This window comes from Pseudoalteromonas sp. NZS11, assembly GCF_015864765.1.
Lineage (GTDB): Bacteria > Pseudomonadota > Gammaproteobacteria > Enterobacterales > Alteromonadaceae > Pseudoalteromonas > Pseudoalteromonas arctica.
This window is the reverse complement of record NZ_JADYWP010000008.1, coordinates 55,185-81,574: the sequence shown is the minus strand read 5'-3', so window position 1 is coordinate 81,574 and position 26,390 is coordinate 55,185. Positions and strand designations below refer to the sequence as shown.

Annotated in this window: 20 protein-coding genes; 17 read left to right on the top strand and 3 right to left on the bottom strand. The window is 39.7% G+C overall.

Features of this window, described 5'->3' with window-relative positions; genetic code table 11:
• Positions 1-178: 178 nt before the first annotated feature.
• The 4 genes from I6E82_RS15655 (at position 179) to I6E82_RS15640 (ending at position 6,882) form a co-directional block, all read left to right on the top strand.
• Positions 179-1,555 (top strand): TolC family protein, encoded by a 1,377-nt coding sequence (locus tag I6E82_RS15655; RefSeq protein WP_197118261.1) that lies wholly within the window; start codon positions 179-181, stop codon positions 1,553-1,555.
• Positions 1,545-3,098: an efflux RND transporter periplasmic adaptor subunit gene (locus I6E82_RS15650; RefSeq protein ID WP_197118260.1), complete on the top strand. Its 1,554-nt coding sequence runs from the start codon at positions 1,545-1,547 to the stop codon at positions 3,096-3,098. Before I6E82_RS15655 ends, I6E82_RS15650 begins: the two co-directional genes overlap by 11 nt.
• An 8-nt stretch (positions 3,099-3,106) precedes the next feature.
• Positions 3,107-6,226 carry an efflux RND transporter permease subunit gene (locus I6E82_RS15645; protein ID WP_197102071.1) on the top strand — a complete coding sequence of 1,040 codons (3,120 nt, stop codon included), beginning with the start codon at positions 3,107-3,109 and terminating at the stop codon, positions 6,224-6,226.
• Positions 6,227-6,426: 200 nt separating this feature from the next.
• Positions 6,427-6,882 (top strand): hypothetical protein, encoded by a 456-nt coding sequence (locus I6E82_RS15640; protein WP_007586459.1) that lies wholly within the window; start codon positions 6,427-6,429, stop codon positions 6,880-6,882.
• Positions 6,883-7,058: 176 nt separating this feature from the next.
• On the opposite strand, the gene I6E82_RS15635 is transcribed toward I6E82_RS15640, so the two are convergent.
• On the bottom strand, positions 7,059-7,565 hold the full coding sequence (locus tag I6E82_RS15635) for a glycine cleavage system protein R (protein WP_007586460.1): 507 nt from the start codon (positions 7,563-7,565) through the stop codon (positions 7,059-7,061).
• 381 nt (positions 7,566-7,946) lie between these two features.
• Here I6E82_RS15635 and I6E82_RS15630 point away from each other — a divergent pair, with 381 nt between their 5' ends.
• The 7 genes from I6E82_RS15630 to I6E82_RS15600 all read left to right on the top strand — a co-directional run bounded on the left by I6E82_RS15630 (position 7,947) and on the right by I6E82_RS15600 (position 16,588).
• Entirely contained in the window at positions 7,947-10,181 is a 2,235-nt protein-coding gene (locus tag I6E82_RS15630; RefSeq protein ID WP_197102073.1) for an ABC transporter permease subunit, read from the top strand.
• A 15-nt stretch (positions 10,182-10,196) separates the two neighbouring features.
• Positions 10,197-11,846, top strand: a complete 1,650-nt coding sequence (gene pstA / locus I6E82_RS15625) for a phosphate ABC transporter permease PstA (RefSeq protein ID WP_024600192.1) — start codon at positions 10,197-10,199, stop codon at positions 11,844-11,846.
• A 27-nt stretch (positions 11,847-11,873) separates the two neighbouring features.
• Positions 11,874-12,701, top strand: coding sequence for a phosphate ABC transporter ATP-binding protein PstB (gene pstB, locus I6E82_RS15620; RefSeq protein WP_007586464.1), 828 nt, complete (start codon positions 11,874-11,876; stop codon positions 12,699-12,701).
• Between the two features lie 46 nt (positions 12,702-12,747).
• Positions 12,748-13,449 carry a phosphate signaling complex protein PhoU gene (phoU, locus tag I6E82_RS15615; RefSeq protein WP_007586465.1) on the top strand — a complete coding sequence of 234 codons (702 nt, stop codon included), beginning with the start codon at positions 12,748-12,750 and terminating at the stop codon, positions 13,447-13,449.
• Positions 13,450-13,599: 150 nt separating this feature from the next.
• The gene (locus tag I6E82_RS15610) at positions 13,600-14,277 is read left to right on the top strand and encodes a TIGR00153 family protein (RefSeq protein WP_002957838.1); all 678 of its coding nucleotides are present in this window, start codon (positions 13,600-13,602) and stop codon (positions 14,275-14,277) included.
• Between the two features lie 39 nt (positions 14,278-14,316).
• Positions 14,317-15,585 carry an inorganic phosphate transporter gene (locus tag I6E82_RS15605; RefSeq protein ID WP_007586466.1) on the top strand — a complete coding sequence of 423 codons (1,269 nt, stop codon included), beginning with the start codon at positions 14,317-14,319 and terminating at the stop codon, positions 15,583-15,585.
• Between the two features lie 82 nt (positions 15,586-15,667).
• Positions 15,668-16,588: a hydrogen peroxide-inducible genes activator gene (locus tag I6E82_RS15600; RefSeq protein WP_007586467.1), complete on the top strand. Its 921-nt coding sequence runs from the start codon at positions 15,668-15,670 to the stop codon at positions 16,586-16,588.
• A gap of 24 nt (positions 16,589-16,612) precedes the next feature.
• On the opposite strand, the gene I6E82_RS15595 is transcribed toward I6E82_RS15600, so the two are convergent.
• The gene (locus tag I6E82_RS15595) at positions 16,613-16,825 is read right to left on the bottom strand and encodes a hypothetical protein (protein ID WP_121953757.1); all 213 of its coding nucleotides are present in this window, start codon (positions 16,823-16,825) and stop codon (positions 16,613-16,615) included.
• Positions 16,826-17,006: 181 nt separating this feature from the next.
• Complete coding sequence (locus tag I6E82_RS15590; RefSeq protein ID WP_197118259.1) at positions 17,007-19,538, bottom strand: two-component system response regulator; 2,532 nt, start codon at positions 19,536-19,538, stop codon at positions 17,007-17,009.
• A gap of 187 nt (positions 19,539-19,725) precedes the next feature.
• Here I6E82_RS15590 and queA point away from each other — a divergent pair, with 187 nt between their 5' ends.
• The 6 genes from queA (at position 19,726) to I6E82_RS15560 (ending at position 26,389) form a co-directional block, all read left to right on the top strand.
• Positions 19,726-20,757 carry a tRNA preQ1(34) S-adenosylmethionine ribosyltransferase-isomerase QueA gene (gene queA, locus I6E82_RS15585; protein WP_197118258.1) on the top strand — a complete coding sequence of 344 codons (1,032 nt, stop codon included), beginning with the start codon at positions 19,726-19,728 and terminating at the stop codon, positions 20,755-20,757.
• Between the two features lie 183 nt (positions 20,758-20,940).
• Positions 20,941-22,068 (top strand): tRNA guanosine(34) transglycosylase Tgt, encoded by a 1,128-nt coding sequence (tgt, locus tag I6E82_RS15580; protein WP_007586471.1) that lies wholly within the window; start codon positions 20,941-20,943, stop codon positions 22,066-22,068.
• 25 nt (positions 22,069-22,093) lie between these two features.
• Entirely contained in the window at positions 22,094-22,429 is a 336-nt protein-coding gene (gene yajC / locus I6E82_RS15575) for a preprotein translocase subunit YajC (protein WP_007586472.1), read from the top strand.
• 19 nt (positions 22,430-22,448) lie between these two features.
• On the top strand, positions 22,449-24,308 hold the full coding sequence (gene secD / locus I6E82_RS15570; protein ID WP_010554381.1) for a protein translocase subunit SecD: 1,860 nt from the start codon (positions 22,449-22,451) through the stop codon (positions 24,306-24,308).
• A 9-nt stretch (positions 24,309-24,317) separates the two neighbouring features.
• Entirely contained in the window at positions 24,318-25,265 is a 948-nt protein-coding gene (secF, locus tag I6E82_RS15565; RefSeq protein WP_024590595.1) for a protein translocase subunit SecF, read from the top strand.
• 314 nt (positions 25,266-25,579) lie between these two features.
• Positions 25,580-26,389 (top strand): substrate-binding periplasmic protein, encoded by an 810-nt coding sequence (locus I6E82_RS15560; protein ID WP_197118257.1) that lies wholly within the window; start codon positions 25,580-25,582, stop codon positions 26,387-26,389.
• Position 26,390 lies beyond the last annotated feature (1 nt).

The window sequence follows — 26,390 nt, the reverse complement described above, 5'->3', positions numbered from 1 at the left end:
ATTACTTATATAAAGCAACTATACTGCGTAATTTTTTCCTTGTTATAGAGCTATTTCCCTACCGCAATAATAGATCATTAATTCAATGCAATTGATATAAAAGGTTTTTGTAAAACTCCTAAACACCTTTTTTGCTTCCTAATTTAAGATTTTCTTTTATTTTTAGATGGAGCAGGTGATGAACCACGCTGTAAGTATTAAAGTCGTATTATGTAGTGTTGTGTTATTTAGCACAGCTGTTAATGCGCAAAACAATCAAAATAACCTAAATACCGAAACACTAAAGCAAACTAGTAATGAGCAAACGCTTAGCTTAACGCAAGCGCTTAATTATGCGCTAACGCATGAGCCATGGCTAAAAGCGAGTGGCTACCAAGAAGATGCAGCAATAGCGCAAAGCATTGCCGCTGGCACCTTACCCGATCCTGTTTTAACGGTTGGCTTACTCAACTTACCTACTAACGGTTATGCGTTTGATCAAGAAGGGATGACGCAGCTTAAAGTTGATTTGAGCCAAAAGTTTAGCCGAGGGAATAGTTTAGCGCTTAGACAAAAAGCATTAGCACAGTCTGCTCAACAATACCCTTGGCAGCGCGCCGATCGCTTAGCACAAGTAAAAGCAATTGTGATTGAGTCGTGGTTAAACGCGTATCGTGCTCAGCGAAGTATTGCTTTAATTGAGCTAGATAAAGGGCTATTTACTCAACTTATTGACATTACCGAAGCAAGCTACGCAAGCACCTTAGGTAAAACACGTCAGCAAGATATTATTCGTGCGCAATTAGAACTCACCCGTCTTGAAGATAAGCTGGTTATGCTTGAGCAGCAATTTGAAAGTGCTAAAAACCGTTTAGCACAGTGGTTACCTATGAATATGCTTATGCAGCCTTTAAATACTGAGTTTACTAAAACCGCAGGGCTGGTTGATTTTGCGAGCCTTGAATTTGATGAGCTAATACAGTTGCTTATGACGCATCCCGCAATTATTGCGATAAATAAAACCGTAACGGCAAAGCAAACCGAAGTTGCACTCGCTAAGCAAAGCTACAAACCTCAGATGGGCGTTAATGTGGGTTATGGTTACCGAGATGATACCCCGATGGGTGAGTCGCGAGCTGATTTACTCTCGGTAGGGTTTAGTATTGATTTGCCATTGTTTACTGATAACAGACAAGATCAACAGGTTAAATCGGCTATTGCTAGTGCAGAAGCTACTAAAACACAAAAGCTGATGGCGCTTCAAAAACTCAAAGGCATGTACTTTAAGGAGTTTAGCCAACTCGCTCGTTTGCAAAAACGCGATGCGCTTTATCAAAATACGTTATTACCGCAAATGTCAGAGCAATCTCAGGCAACACTAAATGCTTATACACGCGACGACGGGGATTTTTCTGACGTGATGCGCGCGCGCATTAGTGAACTTAACGCCAAAATAGACGCGCTTAATATTCAAGTAGATCAACATATTATTACTGCCCGCCTTAATTATTATGCAAGTAGCTTAGACCCCCAAGTAATGAGCGATCAAACTGGAGAATTACACAATGAATACTAATTTAAAGCTACTTGTTGCCGCCTTAGTTGGCGCAGGCGCCTTTGGGTTAATAGGCGGCTTAGTAATGCAATTTTTACCTAGCAACTCGCCAATGAATGAACAGCAAAATGCTAACAAACAACCCTTATATTGGGTAGCCCCTATGGATAGTAATTACAGGCGTGACACGCCAGGGCTTTCTCCAATGGGAATGGATTTAGTACCTGTGTATGAAAACGCTAGCAACGCTCAGGACGGACTTGGTGCTGTAACTATTTCGCCTGCAGTCGTTAATAACTTTGGTGTAAGAACTGCCAAAGTGCAGCTTAAAACACTTCACAGCGATATAAATACTGTGGGTTATGTGCAATATAACCAAGACCAACTTATTCACATTCATCCGCGTGTAGAAGGCTGGATTGAAAGTTTATACGTTAAAGCACAAGGCGCAGAAGTTAAAGCTGGTGAGCCTTTATATACATTGTATTCACCACAATTGGTGAACGCACAGGAAGAGCTTTTATTGGCAGTTAATCGTAATAATACCGTGTTAATTCGCGCTGCAAAGGCACGTTTAGAGTCGTTAAATGTGTCTGATGGATTTATTGAACGTTTACAAAAAAATAAAAAGATAATGCAAAATATTACTTTTTACGCAAAGCAAAGTGGTGTGGTAGATGAGCTAACAGTACGAGAGGGCTTTTACGTTAAACCAGGCACATCAATGATGAGCATTGCCCAGCTTGATGAAATTTGGGTAGAGGCGGAAGTGTTCGAGCGCCAATCAGAACAAGTGAGCGTTGGTTTACCTGTAACGATGACGCTTGATTACTTAAAAGGTCAAAAGTGGGAAGGTAAGGTTGATTATATTTATCCCGCGCTTGATGCTAAAAACCGGACTCTGCGTGTAAGGCTTAGGTTTGAAAATGCAGATCATCGGTTAAAACCAAATATGTTTGCACAAGTGAGCATTCACGCTAAAGCGAGTAAGGCGCAATTTACAGTCCCTAAAGAAGCGGTAATTCGCACGCAGCATCAAAACCGTGTAGTTATTGCATTAGGTGAGGGTCGTTTTAAATCGGTAGAAGTTGAAGTTGGGCAAATTAATGGTAATGAAGCGGTGATTTTGTCAGGTGTAATGACAGGTGACACGGTAGTGACCTCAGCGCAATTTTTAATAGACTCTGAGTCGAGTAAGAGCTCTGACTTTAAACGAATGGAAATGCCAAGTCCTAGTATCAGCTCAGGTATGAGTTCGGATTCTGGTTCAGGCTCGAATATGAACATGGATATGCAGCCACAAAACGCCACGGTTAACGGTACTATTAACGCCATAGATACACAAAATCGCATTATTAATATTAGCCGAGAGGCCATTGAAAAATGGAATCGAGAACCCGCCACAATGGACTTTGTATTAGCGCCAGATATTGATATTAGTCAGTTTGAAAATGCCCAGTATATTAATTTTACTTTTAGCATTATTAACGATGAATTTGTAATTACTAAAGCGCAAAACGCAGAGCCGATTGATCATTCTACTATGCAACACAGTTCTCACTAGGAGCCATTATGATAACTGCCATTATTCGCTGGTCTGTTAGCAATCGCTTTTTTGTGTTGTTGCTTACATTAATTTTACTGGGTGGAGGATTGTTTGCGGTAAAAAATACTCCCGTAGATGCCTTGCCTGACTTATCTGATGTTCAGGTCATTATAAAAACCACTTACCCGGGGCAAGCGCCGCAAGTAGTGCAAGACCAAGTTACATTTCCGCTCACCACAGCAATGCTTTCTGTGCCAGGTGCGCAAACCGTAAGGGGTTTTTCGTTTTTTGGTGACTCGTACGTTTACGTTATTTTTGACGAAAAAACTGATTTGTATTGGGCGCGTAGCCGAGTACAAGAATACCTAAGCCAAGTAGCAAGCAGATTACCCGATAGCGCTACGCCAGAGCTTGGCCCTGATGCAACTGGTGTAGGTTGGATTTATTTATACGCACTAGTTGATAAAACAAATAAACACGATATTAGTCAGCTACGAAGTTTACAAGATTGGTTTTTAAAGTTTGAGCTACAAACGGTGCCCGGTGTATCTGAAGTGGCTGCTGTTGGCGGCATGGTTAAGCAATACCAAGTCAATGTAGAGCCCGATAAATTACGTGCATATGGTATTCCGCTTAGCCTTATTCAAACCGCTATTCAACAAGGCAACCAAGAGATGGGCGCCTCGGTGGTTGAAATGGCTGAAGCTGAATACATGGTAACAAGCACCGGCTACATTAAGAGTGTTGCCGACTTGGAAGCTATTCCGCTTGGCGTAAACGCTAATGGTACTGCGCTGCAATTGCGTGATGTAGCTGATATTCGAGTCGGACCGCAAATGCGCCGTGGTGTAGCAGAGCTAAATGGCGAAGGTGAAGTAACCGGCGGCATTGTTATTATGCGCTATGGCGAAAATGCACAAAAAACCATTGAACTCGTAAAAGCAAAGTTAGAATCGCTTAAAAAGGGATTACCAGAGGGCGTTGAAATAGTCCCTGTGTACGATCGTTCCAACTTAATAAATAACGCGGTAGATAATCTAACAAGTAAGCTAATTGAAGAGCTTATTGTAGTTGCCTTAGTGTGTGTGGTGTTTTTATTTCATGTGCGCTCATCACTTGTAGCGATTATTACGTTACCGCTTGGAATTTTAACGGCATTTATAATTATGTATTGGCAGGGGATTAACGCCAATATTATGTCTTTAGGGGGGATTGCAATAGCCATAGGCGCAATGACCGATGGCGCTATCGTCATGATTGAAAATATGCATAAGCATATGGAAAAAACGCCCCTTACCAACGAAAATCGCTGGGAAGTTGTGGCTAAATCGGCGAGTGAAGTGGGTCCTGCATTATTTTTTAGTTTATTAATTATTACCGTCAGCTTTATGCCAGTATTTATTTTAGAAGCACAAGAAGGGCGTATGTTTGCGCCATTGGCTTACACTAAAACCTATGCTATGGCAGCGTCTGCTGGGCTTGCGATTACCTTAGTGCCGGTATTAATGGGTTACTTTATTAGAGGTAAAGTCATTTCGGAGCAAAAAAATCCAGTTAACCGATTACTCGTCGCAGCGTATCGTCCACTACTTAACTGGGTGCTTAAATTTCCAAAAATGACATTGGTACTCGCGGTGGTTGTTTCTGTTATTGGCTTTTACCCGGTAAATAAAATAGGCAGTGAATTTATTCCGCCACTCGATGAGGGCGATTTAATGTATATGCCCACAACGTATCCTGGTTTATCGGTAGGTAAAGCGCGCGAAATACTACAGCAAACCGACAAGTTAATTGCCACAGTACCCGAGGTTAAAACAGTATTTGGTAAAGTTGGGCGAGCAGAAACTGCAACAGATCCTGCGCCGCTTACAATGATAGAGACGTTTATTCAGTTAAAACCAAAAGACGAGTGGCGCGAGGGTATGACGCTTGAAAAACTTAAAAAAGAACTCGACGGTTTGGTTAAGTTTCCAGGGCTGACTAATGCGTGGGTAATGCCAATTAAAACGCGTATTGATATGCTCGCAACCGGTATTAAAACTCCCGTGGGCATTAAAGTTGCGGGACCAAAGTTGAGTGAAATTCAAAAAATTGGTCAACAAATAGAAGTGCTTTTAAAAGATGTTCAAGGCACCGCATCGGTTTACTCAGAGCGAGTAGCCGGTGGACGTTATATAAAAGTAGATATAAATCGTGAAAAAGCCGCGCGTTATAGCTTAAACATTAGCGACGTACAGCAAGTTGTATCTACTGCAATAGGTGGTACAAACGTAACAAAAACGGTAGAGGGGCAAGAGCGCTACCCAGTAAATTTACGCTACCCACAAGCATACAGAGACTCGCCAGAAGAGTTAATGTTGTTACCTATTGTAACGCCTACAGGGCAGCGTATAGCACTTGGTGATGTAGCCGATGTATTTATTGAAGATGGACCGCCTGGTATAAAAAGCGAAAATGCACGTTTAAACGGTTGGAGTTTTATTGATATAGATGGCGTTGATATTGGTACTTACGTTGAGCACGCTCAGCAAGTGCTCGATAAAGACCTAATACTACCTGCTGGCTACTCAATTACGTGGGCTGGGCAGTATGAATACATGCAGCGCGCTAAAGACAAACTGACTTATGTATTACCTCTTACATTAGCGATTATTATTGTATTGCTTTACCTTAATTTTAGAAGCTTTGCTGAGGTCACTATTATTATGGCTACGTTGCCACTGGCAATGATTGGTGGCGTATGGCTAATGTATTTAGAGGGCTTTAACTTTTCAGTTGCAGTAGGTGTGGGCTTTATTGCCTTAGCCGGTGTTGCGGTAGAAATAGGGGTCATTATGTTGGTGTATTTAAACCAAGCCTATCAAGAAAAATGCCTCGAAGCAGAGCAAGCCGGAAAACCGCTTAGCTTAGTGCAATTACAGCAAGCTATTATTGAAGGAGCAGGGCTTCGAGTACGCCCGGTTATGATGACAGTTGCGACCATTATTATCGGTTTATTACCTGTACTTTATGGTACAGGCACCGGAAGCGAAGTAATGAGCCGAATAGCAGCGCCTATGGTTGGCGGTATGGGCAGTGCAATTGTACTCACCTTACTTGTTATTCCTGCTGTTTACTTGCTGTGGCGCAAACAAGGACTTAAATAATATAAAACCACAAGACGATAGAGCAATGCTGTTACTACTCACGCATTGCTCTATAAAAATTACCTATAATTTGTAAGTTGTTCTATTAAATAGCTAGTTATTACTCATATTTAAATTAACTAACTGTTTTTAAATAGCTTTTTAATTGGCACGCTTTACGCAGTGTATTACCTATACAGTCAACTAAGTAAGGAATGCACATGCAAGTTAAAACAATTAAAGAGGTATACGATTGGACCGTTTTGTTTCATACGCAAATGGCGGCTAATTTTTATAGCGTAAAGGATTTACTCGATGAACATAATGCAATGCTGGTGGACTACTACCTAAATTACGAAAAAAAACTCGCCGAAGATTTAGTCGGGTTTAAAGCGATAACCGAAATAAATACGCTCGATACGTACAGTTATGAATACTTTGCTAAAAATCCTGAGCTAATTACTTTTGAAGACATTAGTAAAGATCAGCAATTCGATGAAGAAGTCATTCAAGGCTATTTAGCACAGCAACATCAAAAAGTGATTGAGTTATATGAATACTTACTTGAACGCGCCGAAACCGAAAGTGGGCAAGAAAAGCTTCAACAAATACTAGAGCTTGAAAAGCAAGGTATAAAGCAAATGATGCAAAGTACTAATCGTCATATGGATATGTAGCTTTATAAAAGAGCGGGATTACTGAGTTTATCTCGCTCTTATTAGCTTTAAGGTGATTATTTAAAATAGCTGATGCTTGCATCGGCTTATTTTATGTCTGCGTTAAATAATCTGCAGAGCATTTTGATGGACTGAAATGGTATGCGTGTCAGTTGTATGGCACGCATAAATGGAGGTTAAACTTCTTCCGTATCTACAATTAAATCACTTGTAATTGATTCCAATGCTTCAATAACTTCGTCTTTATCCATACCATTTGGCAAAGTAACGGTAGCAACAGCGCTAAAAATAGGCACTCCCCAATTAGGTGCACTTTGTTGTCTTGAATTTAAGTGAGTAATATTAGCGCCTTTATGACGTATTACACTTGCCAGTTCTTGAACAATACCAGGACGGTCGTTACCTGTTATAACTAGATTAATTTGCTCTAGTGTTGATGGTTCAATCTCTGTGTTTCCGGTTTCAATACGAACGTCTAACTTAGGTAACTTATTTAAAGCACTTTGTAATGATTGAAAATGCTCCTCAGCAACTTCAAGTTGAATAATACCTGCAAAATGACCTAATAAATGGCTTAAGTTACTGCTTAGCCAGTTGCCATGATTCTGTAATACGACTGATGAGATGCTCTCTACTAAACCAGGGCGATCTTTCCCTAAAATAGTTATAACCAACTGCTTCATAAATAATTCTCTTTTTAAGCCCAAAGAAAGTAAATGCATAGGCATTAAGTATGTTGTCTAATTTAAATTGTGTGTTGTTGCACTTTTTTATAAATCTTTGATTATAAGTTAAAAAAATGGATATAGTTGTGTTGACTATACGCAGTATTAATAGTCATTATTATTTACTAAGTACTCTTTTAGTATTGACCTCGATAAATACTTTGTCCAATTATTTTATAATTTAGTTCACTTATAAATCACCTATTTGAAGCTAATTTAGACTTTTCCCTCGTTAGTTTTATTTAAAGCTGTTTTAGAGTGCTTATTGTTACCGTTGTAACAATACTGTCATCTTGATGAAATATAATTTATGCAACGTTAAGATTTAAGGGTGTTTTGATGACTTCAAATCCGAATAAGCCGACTTTTAATACGGATCGAAGCCGTCTATTTAAAGATCGGTTTGCCAAATTTGGCATAACCGCAGGTGGGATAATGGTATTAGTAGCGCTGCTATTAATATTCTTTTACCTTCTTTATGTAGTACAGCCAATTTTTGAATCAGCAAAAGTAGAAAAGCGCGATAGCTTTCATGTTGCTAATTCACAGCAAATAGTAGGTTTAGGCGTAGAAGAGCAAACTGAAGTAGCTTATTTACTAAGTGAGCAGGGGCAGGTTGATTTTTACAGTGTTGAGTCAGGTAGTTTTGGTAAAAAACTCAAAACACTTAATGCAGATTTACCAAGTGATGCAACAAGCTTTGCAACAAGCGCGCCTTTTCAAGGGCATTATGCGTTTGGCTTAGAAGATGGCACCGTAATGGTTGTTGCACCTAAATTTTTAGTTACCTTTCCAAATAACGAGCGTAAATTAACACCTCGCTTAGGTTTTCCTCTAGGGGAAATGGCTTTAGAAGTAGATGAACAAGGTGCAGCTATTAAACGCTTTGCATTTAGTCACTATGAAGACAAAACAGCGGTTGTAGCTCTTACAGAAGATAAGCGTGTATTATTTAGCAGCTTTATTGCTGAAGAGAATATGTTTACTGGTGAAGTTGAGTGGGTTGTTGAGCGTACAGAACTTGATGTTGAAGGACGTGTAGACGAGTTATTAATGTCGCCAGATACAACACGTACTTTTGTGCGTTCTGCTAATCAAGTGTATGTATACGATACACGAGACCCAAGTGATGTAGAGCAAATTCAATTACTTTCGGCTAACGAAGAAAATGCAAATATTGTATCTGCACAGTTGTTGGCTGGTGCAAACTCATTAATGCTTGCGAATGATAACGGTGAGGTTTCGCAGTGGTTTGAAGTAAACACTGACACAGGCCGCGAATATCAAAAAATTCGCTCATTTGAAACGACTAAGCAAAGTAAGCTAAATATATTTACTGAGTTTTACCGTCGTACTTTTTTTACTACCGGCAATAATGGTGAGCTAGGTGTGTATTACACAACAAGTGAAGCAAAACTTTGGCAAGGTAAAGTAAGTGAAGGTGCAATAGAGAACTTTGCAATTGCACCACGTTCAAATGCTGCGTTAATTTTAGCGGATAACAAACTAACCGTATTAGATATTCACAACGAGCATCCAGAAGTTACTTGGTCAGCACTTTGGCAAGAAGTGTGGTACGAAGGTTACCCAGAGCCAGGTTATATATGGCAGTCAACATCAGCTAGTGATGACTTTGAGTCTAAGTTTTCATTAGTGCCAATTTCGTTTGGTACATTAAAAGCTGCACTTTACGCTATGTTGTTTGCTGTACCAATCGCGCTTTCGGCGGCTATTTACACGGCATACTTTATGTCGAGCAAATTACGTAAAGTGGTTAAGCCTACCGTAGAAATAATGGAAGCATTACCAACGGTTATTTTGGGTTTTTTAGCGGGTCTTTGGTTAGCACCGTTAATAGAAGAACACTTACCTGCGATTGTTGGGTTACTCGTACTATTACCGCTAGGTATGTTAGCGACGGGCTTAGCTTGGACTAAATTGCCAACAAAAATTCGCCATAGAATTCCTGAAGGTTCTCATTCAATTATCCTTATTCCGGTCGTCTTACTTATTGGTTGGTTTTCGTTTGCGATGAGTGGATTTGTTGAGCTTTGGATGTTTGACGGCAATGTACGTCAGTACTTAACAAATGAGCTGGGTATGACATTCGATCAACGTAACTCACTTGTTGTAGGTATTGCGATGGGTTTTGCGGTTATTCCTACCATATTTTCAATTGCAGAAGACGCTGTATTTAGTGTTCCAAAGCATTTATCAAACGGCTCATTAGCATTAGGTGCAACGCAGTGGCAAACGCTAATACGCGTTGTATTACTAACAGCAAGCCCTGGTATTTTCTCAGCGGTAATGATGGGACTTGGCCGAGCAGTTGGCGAAACCATGATTGTACTTATGGCCACGGGTAATACACCTATTATGGATTGGAGTATTTTCCAAGGTATGCGAACGCTTGCGGCAAATATTGCAGTTGAAATGCCAGAGTCTGAAGTAGGCAGTTCACATTATAGAATACTGTTCTTAGCGGCCTTTGTACTATTCATATTCACATTCATTTTTAACACAGTAGCTGAGTTTGTTCGCCAGCAACTGCGTGAAAAATATAGCTCGATGTAAGCGGAGAGACACGACATGGTAAAGCAGTGGTTTAAGTCTGGTTCTCCTTGGATTTGGATGACCGGTGGTGCAGTGAGCATCAGTTTGATTTCAGTTTTAGGCTTATTAGCAATGATAGCCTGGAAGGGATTAAGTTTTTTTTGGCCTTCGGAAGTTGTGCAATTTGAACTTGAAGGGTCGATTGCAAAGCAAACCGTGATTGGCGAAGTTTACGACCGTGAATTAGTACCAAAAACGCGTTTAGCCGCGACAGGTATTGATGTTAGCGAATTTGAAAAAGAAGAAATAGAGCGCTTGCTTATTAAAACAGGTAACCGAGAATATGTAGATTTAGATTTTCGTTGGATATTAGAAACCGACATAAAAAATAAAACAGCACCAGCGGCGCTTGCTGTATTTGAGCGTAGTAAAAACGGTAATTTTTATGGTTATGTTGAAAGTGTAATTAAAGATGGTAAACCAGTCGAAGGCGATAAGATTGAAGCGCTACATGAGCTTGTAGAGCGTGCAGTTGACTTAAATGACGAAGCACTTGATTTGCAAAATGGTGACATTGGGCATATTAACTACGCACTTGAACGCCTTCGTTTAAAAGAAAAGGGCTACTTACTCGATAATGCACTTACTGATGAGCGTGTTGCTGAGCTTGCTCAAGAGCGTGCTGAATTACGTGCACAGTATGGTGTACTTGAAAAAGATTTATTTGCACTACGCAAGCAAGCTAAGCGTGACCACGTAACTGTAAAAGATATGCGCGGTGAGGTTGTAACGATTCCAATGTACCAAGTACTTGATGTTTGGTTTCCAAACGACATGGGCTTTTTTGCAAAGCTAGGTCACTATTTTGTACAGCTAGGTAAGTTTGTATCTGATGATCCACGTGAAGCAAATACAGAGGGCGGTGTTTTCCCTGCTATATTTGGTACTGTGTTTATGGTTATGTTGATGGCTGTAATAGTGACACCGTTTGGCGTTGTTGCTGCGATTTACTTACACGAGTACGCCGCTAAAAATGCAATCACTAAAATGATTCGTATCGCGGTGATTAACTTGGCTGGTGTTCCTTCAATTGTATATGGTGTATTTGGCCTTGGCTTTTTTGTATACATGTTAGGTGGTAGCTTAGACCAACTATTTTATCCAGAATCGTCGCCAACGCCAGTATTTGGTACGCCAGGTGTAATGTGGTCGGCATTAACGCTCGCTATACTAACGCTGCCAGTTGTTATTGTATCGACTGAAGAAGGTTTATCTCGTATTCCAAGTACCGTACGTGATGGTTCACTAGCGCTTGGCGCAACAAAAGTAGAAACGTTATGGCGCATAATTATTCCAATGGCAAGCCCTGCAATTATGACCGGTTTAATACTGGCAGTTGCGCGTGCTGCAGGTGAAGTTGCACCGTTAATGCTAGTAGGCGTCGTAAAAATGGCCCCTACATTACCACTTGATGGCAACTTCCCGTATTTTCACTTAGATAGAAAGTTCATGCACTTAGGCTTTCATATATACGATGTTGGCTTCCAAAGCCCTAATGTTGAAGCGGCACGCCCGCTGGTATACGCAACGGCCTTTTTATTGGTGTCGGTGATTATTACCCTAAACATAACGGCCATTGGTATACGTAACCATTTACGTGAAAAATTCAGATCGCTTGAACACTAATTAGTAAAGATTTTATAGGTAACAAAAATGATTACAGTCGCTCCAAAAGTAAACCAAGCTAATATAGGCCAGAAGTTAGACCTAGAAAATTTAACGGATGACCAAAAAGCGCTAGAGATTAAAGATCTCGATCTTTACTACGGTGATAAGCAAGCGCTTAATAAAGTAAATATGAACATTCCAAAAGGCCAAGTAACTGCGTTTATTGGACCATCAGGGTGTGGTAAATCAACTCTATTACGTTGTATTAACCGCATGAACGATTTGGTTGATATTTGTCGTATTGAAGGTGAAATATTACTTCACGGTCAAAACATTTACGATAAGAGCGTAGATGTAGCAGCACTTCGTCGTAATGTAGGTATGGTGTTTCAGCGTCCTAACCCATTTCCTAAATCAATTTATGAAAATGTGGTTTATGGCCTACGCTTACAAGGCATTAAAGAGAAGCGTAAGTTAGACGAAGTGGTAGAGCAATCACTTCGTGGTGCTGCTTTATGGGATGAAGTAAAAGATAGATTACACGATAGCGCGTTTGGCTTATCGGGTGGTCAGCAACAGCGTTTAGTTATTGCTCGCTCAATTGCAATTGAGCCAGAAGTTCTTTTATTAGATGAGCCTACATCGGCACTCGACCCAATTTCTACTTTGGTAATCGAAGAGCTAATAAACGATTTAAAAAACCAATTTACCGTTGTTATTGTTACTCATAACATGCAACAAGCGGCACGCGTATCTGATCAAACAGCCTTTATGTATATGGGCGAATTGATTGAGTACTCAGACACAAATACCTTATTTACTACACCAACGAAGAAAAAGACCGAAGATTACATTACCGGTCGTTACGGTTAATTAGTCCGTTATAGCGTGTTGTGCAAGATAAAGAGAGAAGGTAACTATGGAACATAATATTAATAAACATATTTCTGGGCGTTTTAACCAAGAACTAGAAAATGTACGTAATCATGTATTAAGCATGGGTGGATTAGTTGAGCAGCAGTTAAATAGTGCGCTTGATGCTGTGAGCCGTAACGATGCAGAGCTTGCTCAAAAGGTACGTCAGAACGATTATAAAGTGAATGCTATGGAAGTAAGCATTGATGAAGAATGTACGCGTATTATTGCGCGTCGCCAGCCTGCAGCAAGCGACTTACGTTTAGTGATTGCAATTGCAAAAACAATTGCTGATTTAGAGCGTATTGGCGATGAAGCTGAGCGAATTGCTAAAGTTGCACTAGACTCATTTACTAAAGATCAGCAAGATTTATTAGTAAATATTGAAAATATGGGCCGTCAAGTTTTAAAAATGCTACACGACGTACTAGATGCATTTGCGCGTATGGATGTGCAACGCGCATTTCAAGTACATAAAGAAGATGCAAAAGTTGACCGCGAATATGAAGCTATCACACGTCAAATAATGACTTATATGATGGAAGATCCACGCTCAATCCCTAAAATCATGGACTTAGTTTGGTCTGTTCGCTCATTAGAGCGTATTGGTGATCGCTGTCAGAACATTGCTGAATACATTATTTATTTTGTTAATGGCAAAGATATTCGCCATACATCTCAAGAAGATATAGAAAAATCACTATGATTTTTTATCCATCATGTATTTCTATTAAAGCGGCTTAGTGCCGCTTTGTGTATTGCAAGCTTTAGTGAAGTAATAAAAAGCGTTCACAATCTTGGTTAATACTGTAAAATTCATGCTGCAAAGCATATCAATTTGATTAAAGGGTCAGTTATGCCTACAAACGCGTTTTTAGGAGTATTTGCAAAATCTCCTATCAAACCAATGGAAGAACACATCAAGAAGGTTCATCAAGCAAGTAAAGCTTTGATACCTTTTTTTAATCACGTATTTAAAGAAGAGTGGGTACAAGCAGAAGAGCTTCGCATCACTATTCGCAATTTAGAACGTGAAGCTGATGATATGAAAAGAGATATACGTTTACAATTACCGCGTGGTTTATTCATGCCGGTAGAGCGTACAGATCTTCTCGAACTAGTAACTCAACAAGATAAAATTGCCAATAAAGCAAAAGATATTGCAGGGCGAGTGATTGGTCGTGAAATGACCATTCCAAAAGTTATGCAAGCTGATTTCTTAGCTTACTTAACCCGTTGTGTAGATGCGACTAAACAAGCATCTAAAGCAATTAACGAATTAGAAGAATTGCTAGAAACGGGTTTTAAAGGTCGAGAAGTCACCTTAGTAGAAAAAATGTTAGTTGAATTGGATGCCATAGAACAAGACACGGACGAAATGCAGATAAAAGTACGCCGCCAGCTACGTGATGTAGAGGGTGAGTTAAATCCAATTGATGTTATGTTTTTGTACAAAATCATTGAATGGGTTGGCGAGCTTGCAGATATTGCAGAGCGCGTAGGATCACGTCTTGAGCTGATGTTAGCTCGTTAATTTAAAATCAGTTCAAACACGAAAGATTAAGGTTTTACAATGGATATCATTGCATCTTACGGCACGGTATTAATTTTAATTGCCGCAGCAGTCGGCTTTTTTATGGCTTATGGTATTGGCGCGAACGACGTAGCGAACGCCATGGGCACATCTGTAGGTTCAAAAGCGCTAACAATCAAACAAGCTATTTTTATAGCGATGATTTTTGAATTTGCAGGCGCTTACTTAGCAGGTGGTGAGGTTACATCAACAATTCGTAAAGGAATTATCGATGCCGCACCATTTGCAGACATTCCTGAACTTATGGTTCTGGGTATGATTTCGTCTTTATTTGCAGCGGGTGCTTGGTTATTAATGGCCTCGTTCTTGGGTTGGCCAGTATCAACGACTCACTCAATCATTGGTGCAATCATTGGTTTTGCGTTAGTTGCTGTTGGTACTGAGGCGATTCAATGGGATAAAGTAGGTGGTATTGTTGGTAGTTGGATTATAACGCCCGCCATATCAGGCTTTATTGCATACTTAATATTTATGAGTGCACAAAAACTTATTTTTAATACAGATGCACCACTAAAAAATGCTAAACGCTATGTACCACTTTATATGGGTTTAGCAGGTTTTATAATGGCCTTGGTTACAATTAAAAAAGGCTTAAAGCATGTTGGTGTTGATTTAGGTGCAGCCGAAGGGTACGCCTTAGCAATAGCTGTAGCAGTTGTCGTTGCTATAATTGGTAAAATTGCTATTTCTCGTTTAAATATCGATCCAAAAGCAGATAAACAAATGCAATTCAACAATGTTGAAAAAGTGTTTGCTGTTCTTATGGTATTAACAGCATGTTGTATGGCCTTTGCACATGGTTCTAACGATGTTGCTAATGCAATCGGTCCACTAGCTGCTGTTGTAAATATTGTTGAAAACAATGGTGAAATTGCTAAAAAAGCGGCTATTGCTTGGTGGATTCTACCTCTAGGTGGTTTTGGTATTGTTGCGGGTCTTGCTATTTTGGGCAAAAAAGTAATTAAAACGATTGGTGAAGGCATTACACATTTAACGCCTAGCCGTGGTTTTGCTGCTGAACTAGCCGCTGCTTCTACCGTTGTTATTGCATCAGGTACTGGTATGCCAATCTCTACTACTCAAACCTTAGTAGGTGCGGTATTAGGTGTAGGTATGGCACGTGGAATTGGTGCACTTAACATGGGTGTTATCAGAAACATTGTAGTTTCTTGGGTAATTACATTGCCAGTTGGCGCTGCCCTTGCTATTGTTATTTTCTACGTACTAAGAACCGCATTTGGGGTTTAACAAAAAAGTACTCAAAGACTTTTAGCTTGAAAAGATCTCAATGCCCTAGGTGTTGGGGTCTTTTTATTTGTGGAAAGAAAAAATGACCAATCTTCCAAGTATCAAACAGCTACAGTATTTATTAGCTGTTCATCAACATCAGCACTTTGGCAGAGCTGCCAGTGCCTGTTTTATTGGGCAATCTACTTTAAGCAGTGCTATTCAAAATCTTGAAGAAACGTTGGGTTGCCAGCTTATTGAACGCGAAAATCGCAGCCTTATGTTTACCAGTATTGGTGAAGAGGTTGTTGAGCGCTCTCGTAAAATAATTAACGATACAATTAGTTTAAAAGAGCTCACTAAAAGCTTTTTAACACCACTGAGTGGTAAATTAACGGTGGGTGTTATACCTACAATTGCTAGCTTTATAGCGGCTCCTCTGTATCACTTTTGTAAAGAAACCTTTTGTGATTTAGAGCTGGTATTAATAGAAGATACGAGTGATAAGCTACTGGATAAACTTGAGCATGGGCATATTGATTTAGCGCTACTTGCACTGCCATACGAAACCGATAAATTTCATACACAAGTATTGGCAAAAGATCAGTTTAGTTTAGTGCACCATAAGGACTACAGCGCTGCAAAGGGCGTAGTCGACTTTAATCTATTACCAGAGGCTAGCGTATTCTTACTCGAGCGTGAGCACTGTATGACAGGCCATGCGCTTAGTGCATGTCATTTAAACCGTGCTAGTTGTATTAACCCATTTGAAGCAGCAAGCTTGCATACATTATTGAGTATGGTTGAGCATCAGCTCGGGGTGACTTTTTTACCACAAATGGCGATTAACGCCGGAATTTTAGATAATAAAAATATGGTGGCAACACCATCACAAAGCGATGCATATAGAGATATTGGCATATTGTGGCGGAAAACTACGGGGCGGATCCGCGACTTTAAGTTATTTAGTCAACAGCTTGAGATATTTTTAAAGCGCCAATGTAGTTTAGATTTTTCTAAATAAGAATAGTAAATGAATGAAAGCAGCCTATAAAGGCTGCTTTTGATTTTTAAAATGGCTTTCAAAAGGCTCAAGTTCGGGTAAAAATAGTAAATAAATCCATACCACCAAGTTAAAGTAAGGCACGCAACCTAATACAGTAAAAACCTTAACTGGGTAGCCTTTAATATTTGCGTAACGATAACACTGATACGCGATTGCAAAATGTATAATCAGTAATAACATAACTAGCTGTGTCATACCTTTCTCCTTAAAAGCTTAAATAGCTTTGAAACCCACTATAAATATCAGTACTACGTCGCCAAAAGGTAATGTCATGTTTTTAAAGTGAAATACATTAAAATGCACGACATTTTTTATTTGATACTGAAAGTATAGGCAAGAAAGGTAATATTGGTAGTAACAAATTGTTTAATTTTGTTTATTTTGGGCTAGCTTGTTGTTGGTAAAACGTTTTATTTTTTGAAATTTTTTCAAGTTCATCTTTTACTTTTTCAACAGGTACTGGGCGTGCAATAAAGTAGCCTTGTCCATAATCAACACCTATCTCTTTTAGTGCAAAAAATATCTCTTCGTTTTCGACGTACTCAGCTACAGAGCGCTTATCGAGAGACCGACTAATATCATTTATTGCTTTTACTAACGCTAAGTCTATAGGGTCATTAAGCATGTCGCTTACAAATGAGCCATCAATTTTTACATGTTGTGCTGGAAGCTGCTTTAAATAGTTAAATGTACTAAAGCCAGTTCCAAAATCGTCAATAGAAAAATGACAGCCTAAGCTATTAAGCTTCTCAATCATTTTACGAGTCGCTTTTAAGTTGTTAATACTTGCTGATTCAGTTATTTCAAAAATTATCCGCGAAGGGGGCACGTTATACTTTTCAAGATTTGATTCAATTAATGGCAATAAGCGTTCATCTAAGAATGATTGTGCTGACAAATTAATAGCAACTTGGTTTAACTCTGGGTGCTTAGACACACAAGCAACGGCATTACGTATAACGCATTGATCCATCAAAAATGTGTCGTTAAGCATCTCTAAAGAGGGAATAAATTGATTTGGGTACACAAGTTTACCTTTGAGTTTTAAGCGTAAGAGCGCTTCAAAATAAGCAACTTTACACTCTTTAAAATCCCAAATAGGTTGGTAATGCAGTTCAATATTATCTTGCTGCAGTGCTTGTCGAATTTCGTGACCCCATTCAAGCCCAGTTTGAAGCGTATTGTTTTGAGCGTCCTCTTTTGAGTAGCAATGTACTAAGTTACGCCCTAAATTTTTGGCAATATACAAAGCAATATCGGCTTGTTTTAAACACTCATTAGGGTCGTTATTTTGTGTCGTAATTTGAGTTAAACCGATAGAGCAGCTAATTGTGTATATCTGATCTTCTGATTTAAAAGCATGTTTTTCTATTGCGCTGCACACACCTTCAGCAATAAGGTGTGCATCCAGTAAATTCATATCGGTAAGTATGACTGCAAACTCATCGCCGCCTATTCGGCACACCAAATGGTCTTCGCCAATATTTGCTTTAAATAATTGCGCCACTTCTTTTAATACTATGTCACCTTGGTGGTGACCTTTGCTGTCGTTTATTATTTTAAAGTGATCGAGGTCAATATAAATAACAGCATGCTCTATGCCATCATACGTGTATTTATCTTGGCATATTTTATTAAGCTGTTGATCAAAGTAATAACGGTTATGTAAACCAGTTAATGGGTCATGGTGTGCTAAATGACGTAGTTGAATTTCTGCTTGTTTACGTTCGTGTATGTTGTCGATAGTGGCGGTTATGGTCGCGTTATTACGACTATTTTTGATTAGCTGTAATCTGCATTCGACCCAAATTAAATTGCCATTTTTATGGGTGAGCTTTACTTCTATTTGTTGCTGTTGCTCGCCACCATGTAAAATGTCATTAATAGTATAATTTAGTCTTCCTTTATCTTCGTTATTACAATAAGCGCTTAATGGGGTTTGTAGTGATGATTTAACACCAAAACCGCTCAATGCCTCCCATGCAGGGTTAATAAAACGAATATGCCCTTGCTGATCAAGCTCTAAAACAACCGTATTTAAATGCAATAAAATACGCTGATGAGCCGAAAATAACTCTTTGTAACGCACTTCGCTCACGCTTAGTTGCTCTACTTTGTAAGCAAACTCAGCATAACTCACCATAAAATCTTCACGTCGTGCGGCGTGGTCACACACTTTATTTAAAAATGAAGGGTCGTATGGGGCTCTAATAAAATCGGTAACACCAGACAGCAAAAGCTGCTCAGCGTAATCAGCATCATCACTTTCTATAATCGTAACAATAGCTTGTTTAGAATTGTGCTGTAGGATTTCTTCAACGAGTACACTCGAGCTCTCTGCACTTGATATAGTGGCATCGAGTAGCACAATTGAAAACTGCTGTTGATTGTAAGCGTTTAGTGCTGCTTTGGCTGAGGTAACGTGAGTAATAGCAAAGTTTAACTTTAACTGATCACTAATTTTGTCGGCCGTATTTTGAAGCGGCTCTAATAGCAATAAATTTAGTCGGCTACTTTTTTCTAGGTGCGTAGATAAAACATTCGCAAGCACTTGAGGAAGCATGTCTTTATGTTCAAACGGCAGTACAGCATCTATTCCGTAGCTTCGGGCTGTTGTTTCGGCAATACGCTCACAGTAAATTGGCGGAATAAGTAAAATTGGGGTGTTTTTTGGTGTTTTTAATAATCCTGAGCGGATCATCCTCGAAAAGCGCCAGCCGTCAATTTTCCCAACATTAATGCCCGTTATTATAATATCAACAGGGTGTTGTTTTAAAAGCTTTAAAGCTTGTTGGCTATCTTGCGCATCAATAAAGGTAAATACATTTAAGCTATCTAAAGTGCCCTTAATCGCGCGACGTTCAGCACTACTTGCGTTTAATATTAGCAATTTAAGCTGGTTTGGCACGTGTTGAACACCCCTAATGTAACTTATAATAATTCAGCCGAACAAGAATAGTGACATTTAACCATAAGAACAAGAAAATTTAATGAGAAACACGCAAACAAGATATTATAAGTTTGGCTGATTTCTTGAGCTTAATATCCGATACATATACACTTGGCGCGATTTTAAATGATGTGGATTACTAATTATGCGCGTGGCTGACTTTAGCTTTGACTTACCTGATGAATTAATAGCTCGTTTTCCTAAAGCGGACAGAACTAGCAGCCGTTTACTTACTTTAGATGGCCCAAGCGGAACTCTAGAACATAAAGTGTTTAGCGACATACTTGATTTAGTAAACGAAGGCGATTTGTTAGTCTTTAACAATACACGCGTAATTCCAGCACGTATGTTTGGTCAAAAAGCCTCTGGCGGCAAAGTTGAAGTGCTTGTAGAGCGAGTGCTAGATGAACATCGCGTACTTGCGCACGTACGCGCGAGCAAGTCGCTTAAGGTTGGTAACGAAGTTATTTTAGAGGGCAAAGCCAAGGCAATAATGGTTGCACGCCACGATACATTATTTGAGCTTGAGTTTGATCATAGCCAAAACGTGCTAGATATACTTAATGATATTGGTCATATGCCACTGCCTCCTTATATTGACCGACCTGATACCGAAGCTGATCGCGAGCGTTACCAAACTGTTTATGGAGAAAAGCCAGGTGCAGTTGCTGCGCCAACAGCGGGCTTACATTTTGACGATAAGTTAATGACGGCACTAAAAGATAAAGGTGTAAACATGGCCTTTGTTACTTTACACGTTGGCGCCGGTACTTTTCAGCCAGTACGAGTAGATAGTGTTGATGAGCATATAATGCACTCCGAGTACATTGAAGTACCCGATGATGTAGTTGCTGCCGTTGCACAAACCAAAGCAAGTGGCGGGCGTGTAATTGCGGTTGGCACAACTTCAGTACGCTCATTAGAGTCGGCAGCTAAAGTTCACGGCGGCAAGTTAGATACGTATTTTGGTGATACCGATATATTTATTTTTCCGGGTTACCAATTTAATGTTGTTGATGCCATGGTCACTAATTTTCACTTACCTGAGTCAACACTCATTATGTTAGTAAGTGCTTTTAGCGGACAAGACAATATTATGGGCGCATACAATACCGCAATTGAACAAAAATACCGTTTTTTTAGTTACGGTGATGCGATGTTTTTAACACGCAATTAACAGCTTGTTATTTAATACTCAGTAAAAAACATTAAAAACCCCAGCTTCGTTGCTGGGGTTTTTGTTTAGCGTAATAAGCAAGATTGAATTTATCGCAGTTAATAGTATTAATGAGGCAAAAAGGGTAGAATCGAGCGGTTAAATTATAGCTTGTTGGACTGTTTTTCCGACATTGAGGATGATATGAAATTTGAATTAGATTGTACTGACGGAAAAGCGCGCCGCGGCCGCTTAATTTTTGACCGTGGTGTAATAGAAACACCTGCATTTATGCCTGTTGGTACTTACGGTACTGTAAAAGGTATGACGCCAGATGAAGTAAAAGCCACTGGTGCGCAAATATGTTTAGGTAATACCTTTCATTTAATGCTTCGCCCAGGTACTGAAATCATTAAGCAACATGGTGATTTACACGACTTTATGAATTGGGATTTCCCAATTTTAACTGACTCAGGCGGTTTCCAAGTATTTAGCTTAGGCGCAATGCGTAAAATCACTGAAGAAGGCGTGTTATTTCAATCTCCAGTAAATGGTGATGAAATTATGATGTCGCCTGAAAAGTCGATGGAAGTACAGCGCGACTTAGGCTCAGACATCGTTATGATTTTTGACGAGTGTACGCCATACCCAGCAACTGAAAAAGAAGCTAAAGATTCTATGGAGTTATCTCTTCGTTGGGCTAAGCGTTCAAAAGAAGGGCATGGCGACAATCCATCTGCTTTGTTTGGTATTATTCAAGGTGGTATGTACCCAGAATTACGTGCACAATCGCAAGCAGGCTTAGAAGAAATTGGCTTTGATGGCTATGCATTAGGTGGTCTATCAGTAGGCGAGCCTAAAAACGAAATGATGAATATTCTTGATCATTGTGCGTTTAAAATGCCAGAAGACAAACCACGCTACCTTATGGGTGTAGGCAAGCCAGAGGATTTAGTTGAGTCTGTTCGCCGTGGTATTGATATGTTTGACTGTGTTATGCCAACACGTAATGCGCGTAACGGCCATTTATTCATTACCACAGGTGTAGTTAAAATACGTAACGCAGTACATAAAACAGACACAGGGCCACTTGATCCTGAGTGTGATTGCCATACGTGTGGAAACTATTCACGAGCTTATTTGCATCACCTTGATAAATGTAACGAAATTTTAGGTGCGCGACTAAACACAATTCATAACTTACGTTACTATCAACGTGTTATGGAAGGTTTACGTAATGCAATTAGCGAAGGTAAATTAGAAGAATTTGTACAAGATTTTTATGCTCGCCGAGGCCAAGACGTGCCAGAGCTAGTAGATATAAAAAATTAAACTTTAAAATTAAAGAGGAAGTATCATGAGTTTATTTATTTCAAATGCACACGCAGCAGCTGGTCAACCTGCGGCAAGCGGTGGTTGGGAAATGCTAATAATGTTAGCTATTTTCGGTTTGGTTTTTTACTTTTTAATCTACCGCCCGCAAGCTAAGCGCGTTAAAGAGCACAAAAGCTTAATGAGTATGATGGCTAAAGGCGATGAAGTACTTACCCAAGGCGGTTTAGTGGGTAAAATTGTGAAGATTTCTGAAGAGAAAGATTTCATCGTTATCTCTTTAAACGAGCAGGCAGAAGTAACAGTACAAAAATCTGCAGTATCTGCAGTATTGCCAAAAGGCACAATGAAGTCGCTATAAAAATAATAAGGACGACCCCGTGTTAAACAAGTTTCCAGTTTGGAAGTATTTACTTGTTTTAGCTGTGGTAGCCATTGGCCTTTTATATGCCTCTCCAAACTTGTATGGTCGTGATCCGGCTATACAAGTTTCAGGTGCTAAAGGCGCTGATGTCGATCTCAGTGTTGTAGACAAAGTAAACGCAATCCTTGAAAAAAATAATGTAACCGCTAAATCGACAATACTTGAAGATGGGCAAATTTTAGTTCGTTTAAAAAATGTTGAAGAACAGCTTAAAGCGCATGACTTACTGCGTGATTCGCTGAGCGACGATTACATTTCTGCTATTAATATGGCACCTGCTCAACCAGCTTGGTTAAAAGCGGTTGGTGGTAACCCTATGAAGCTAGGTCTTGATTTAAGTGGTGGCGTACATTTCACCATGGAAATCGACATGGCAACAGCGGTTGATAACCAGCTTGAGCAAATGGAACAAGATTTTCGTAGCGACCTGCGCGAAGAAAAACTACGTTACCGTAGTGTTCGCCGCGTAGCAGGCTCCGATCGTATGCGTGTAGAAATGCGTACCGAAGCAGATAAAGACGCAGCAGAGAGCTTCTTAGAAACTCGCTACCCGCTAAATGTCTACATTGATGACAGCAGTAACGATAAAGCATTTTTTGCGACAATGAGTGAGCAAAAACTCAAAGAAATTCGTGACTACGCTATCAAGCAAAATGAAACGATTATTCGTAACCGTATCAACCAAATTGGTGTTGCAGAACCTAACGTACAACGCCAAGGCGCTGAGCGTATTATTGTTCAACTACCAGGTATTCAAGACACAGCACGCGCTAAAGAAATTTTAGGCGCAACAGCAACACTTGAATTTCGCGAAGTAGACGAAAATGCTGATATTAGCGCAGCTGCTCAAGGTCGTATCCCAGCGGGTACTGAAATGATCATGAGCCGCGACGGTTACCCTGTTGTACTTAAAAAGCGTATTATTCTAGAAGGCAGTCATATTACTGGCGCGCAATCTGGCGCTGATGAATACCAACGCCCGCAAGTGAGTATTACGCTCGATAGCAAAGGTGGGGCAAAAATGAATGCCTTTACCAAACGTGCTATTGGTAAGCGTATGGCAACGGTATTTATCGAATATAAGCCATCAGGTAAAAAAGATGCAGACGGTAAAGCGCTTCCGCCTATTAAGGTTGAAGAAGTTATTAACGTAGCAACAATTCAAGCACGTCTTGATCGCTCGTTCCGTATTACAGGTATCGATAACCCAGCTGAAGCACATAACTTAAGTTTGCTACTTCGTGCTGGTGCGCTTGTAGCACCAATTCAAATTGTTGAAGAGCGCACTGTAGGTCCAAGTTTAGGTCAAGAAAATATTGAAGCGGGTATGACTGCGGTTGCACTTGGTTTTGCGTTTGTACTTGTGTTTATGCTTGTGTACTACAAAGGCTTTGGTATGGTTGCAAACCTTGCTCTTGCGGCTAACTTAGTACTGATTGTTGGTGTTATGTCTTTAATTCCAGGCGCTACACTTACGCTACCTGGTATTGCCGGTATTGTATTAACGGTAGGTATGGCGGTTGATGCTAACGTACTTATTTTTGAACGTATCCGTGAAGAGCTAGCCGATGGCCGAAGCCCTCAACAAGCAATTCATTTTGGCTACGATAGCGCATTTAGCACTATATTCGATGCCAACATCACCACGCTAATTGCTGCCATTATACTGTTTGCAGTAGGTACCGGCCCAATAGCGGGCTTTGCAGTAACACTTGCGATTGGTATTTTAACTTCAATGTTTACAGCCATCGTTGGTACCCGTGCGGTAATCAACTTATTTGTTGGTGGTAAACGTATTGATAAACTTTCGATTTAAGGAGCTGACATGCAAATTTTAAGTTTGGGTAGTAGAACCCTTCGTTTCATGTCTCTTCGAAAAGTGGCTATGGGTTTTTCGACGTTATTAATTTTAGCGTCGTTTGCATCAATTTTTGTTAAGGGCCTAAACTTTGGTTTAGATTTTACCGGCGGTACGGCGGTAGAAGTGGGTTTTTCACAACCGGCTGATCTTAAAAAAGTACGTGATGCACTAGCTGATAATGGTTTTGCTGATGCATCAGTGCAGCTATTTGGTTCAAGCCAAGAGATTTTAGTTCGCTTAGCACCACGCGGTAGCGATGTAAAAGCTGAAGTGATTGGTAACCAAGTAATTGATGCGCTTAAAAAAGCAGACGACAGCGTAGTAATGCGCCGTATTGAGTTTGTAGGCCCAAGCGTAGGTGAAGACTTAAAAGAGCAGGGTGGCCTTGCCATGTTAACTGCACTTATTTGTATCTTAATCTACGTTGCGTTTCGCTTTGAATGGCGCTTTGCTGTGGGTGCGGTAGGTGCACTACTACACGATGTTATTATTACTGTGGGTTTATTTTCGATATTAGGTTTAGAGTTTGATTTAACTATATTAGCGGCAATTCTTGCGGTAATAGGTTATTCACTTAACGATACAATTGTTGTATCTGACCGTATACGTGAAAACTTCCGCAAAGTGCGCATTGACGATACTGTAGAAATTATTGATATTTCACTTACGCAAACACTTAATCGTACACTTGTAACATCAATCACGACTATTTTAGTATTGATTGCTTTGTTTGCATGGGGCGGACAAACCATTCATGGCTTTGCAACTGCATTGCTATTTGGTGTGTTTATTGGTACTTATTCTTCGATTTATGTTGCGAGCTCTGTTGCTATAGCAATGGGCGTAAGCAAAGAAGACTTAATACCAGAAGTAATTGAAAAAGAAGGTGCAGACCTAGACGCAATGCCGTAATGGTTTTGTAACTACTTTAAAAAACCGCTCATTGAGCGGTTTTTTATTGCCTGTAATATATTTATGCTCACGATTGTTTTAGCTTTACTGTGCAAGTATGAATAAACAGTGCTAACTTTGTAGAGCACGCCATGAGTGTAACGTCGTACTATGTATTTAAAATAAGTATTAATAGCGCGGTTATTAATAAGTACAGTTACATAATATTGTCATCTTACATTTAGGCGCTCGAAGCTATTTAGCTTAAATAACGCGATAATTTAAACTATCAATAATAACTGTTAAAACTACCGATAATAACTAAGGTGATAATTATGTTGCCATTAAAGTATTTAGTTAACGTAGTAAGTTTGTTTATATGCAGCGCTTTAGCAAGTGACGTAAATATCGTAAATGTAGCACAGGAGCAGCGTGTGCAATATGCTCGTGACGACTACCTTAACGAGCTATTAGAAAAAGCATTGGTGAGCGCACAATACCCTGCAGAGATTAACCCCGTTTTAATTCATCCCCATCAACAACGTACTTTAATAGCACTAGGTACAAAAAATTTAGATTTATACTGGAGTATGAGCAGCCCCGAAAGAGAGTCTTTAGCTATTGCGATTAAAATCCCATTGTTTAAAGGCTACATAGGTAAAAGGGCACTATTAACAAGTAAGAACAGTATTGCTAGATTTAAAGGTATTACTAGCTTAGGGCAGTTAGGTAAGCTTTCTGCGGTGCAAGGTCATGATTGGCCAGATACAAAAATAATGGCATTTAATGGCTTGCATATAAGACCGTTTGCAAATTATCAGGCTATGTTTGCCTTAACAAGTGCAGGGCGTATTGATTACTTCCCACGTTCATTTATCGAGGTTAATTCAGAGCTTCTAGCTAATAAAGAAAGCAACCTAGTGATAGTACCTAACTTATATATAAGTTACCCAACAGGATTTTATTATTTTGTATCAAATAGTAAGCCAGAGCTTGCAGTGGCAATTGAAAAAGGGCTTAAAATAATGCAAAAAAATGGTGAGTTTGATACGTTGTTTGATGAATACTTTGCGAAGGATTTAAATACATTACCTTACGAAAAAGGTAAAACAGTAGAACTCAAGCTAGATAATCCTTATTTTTAGG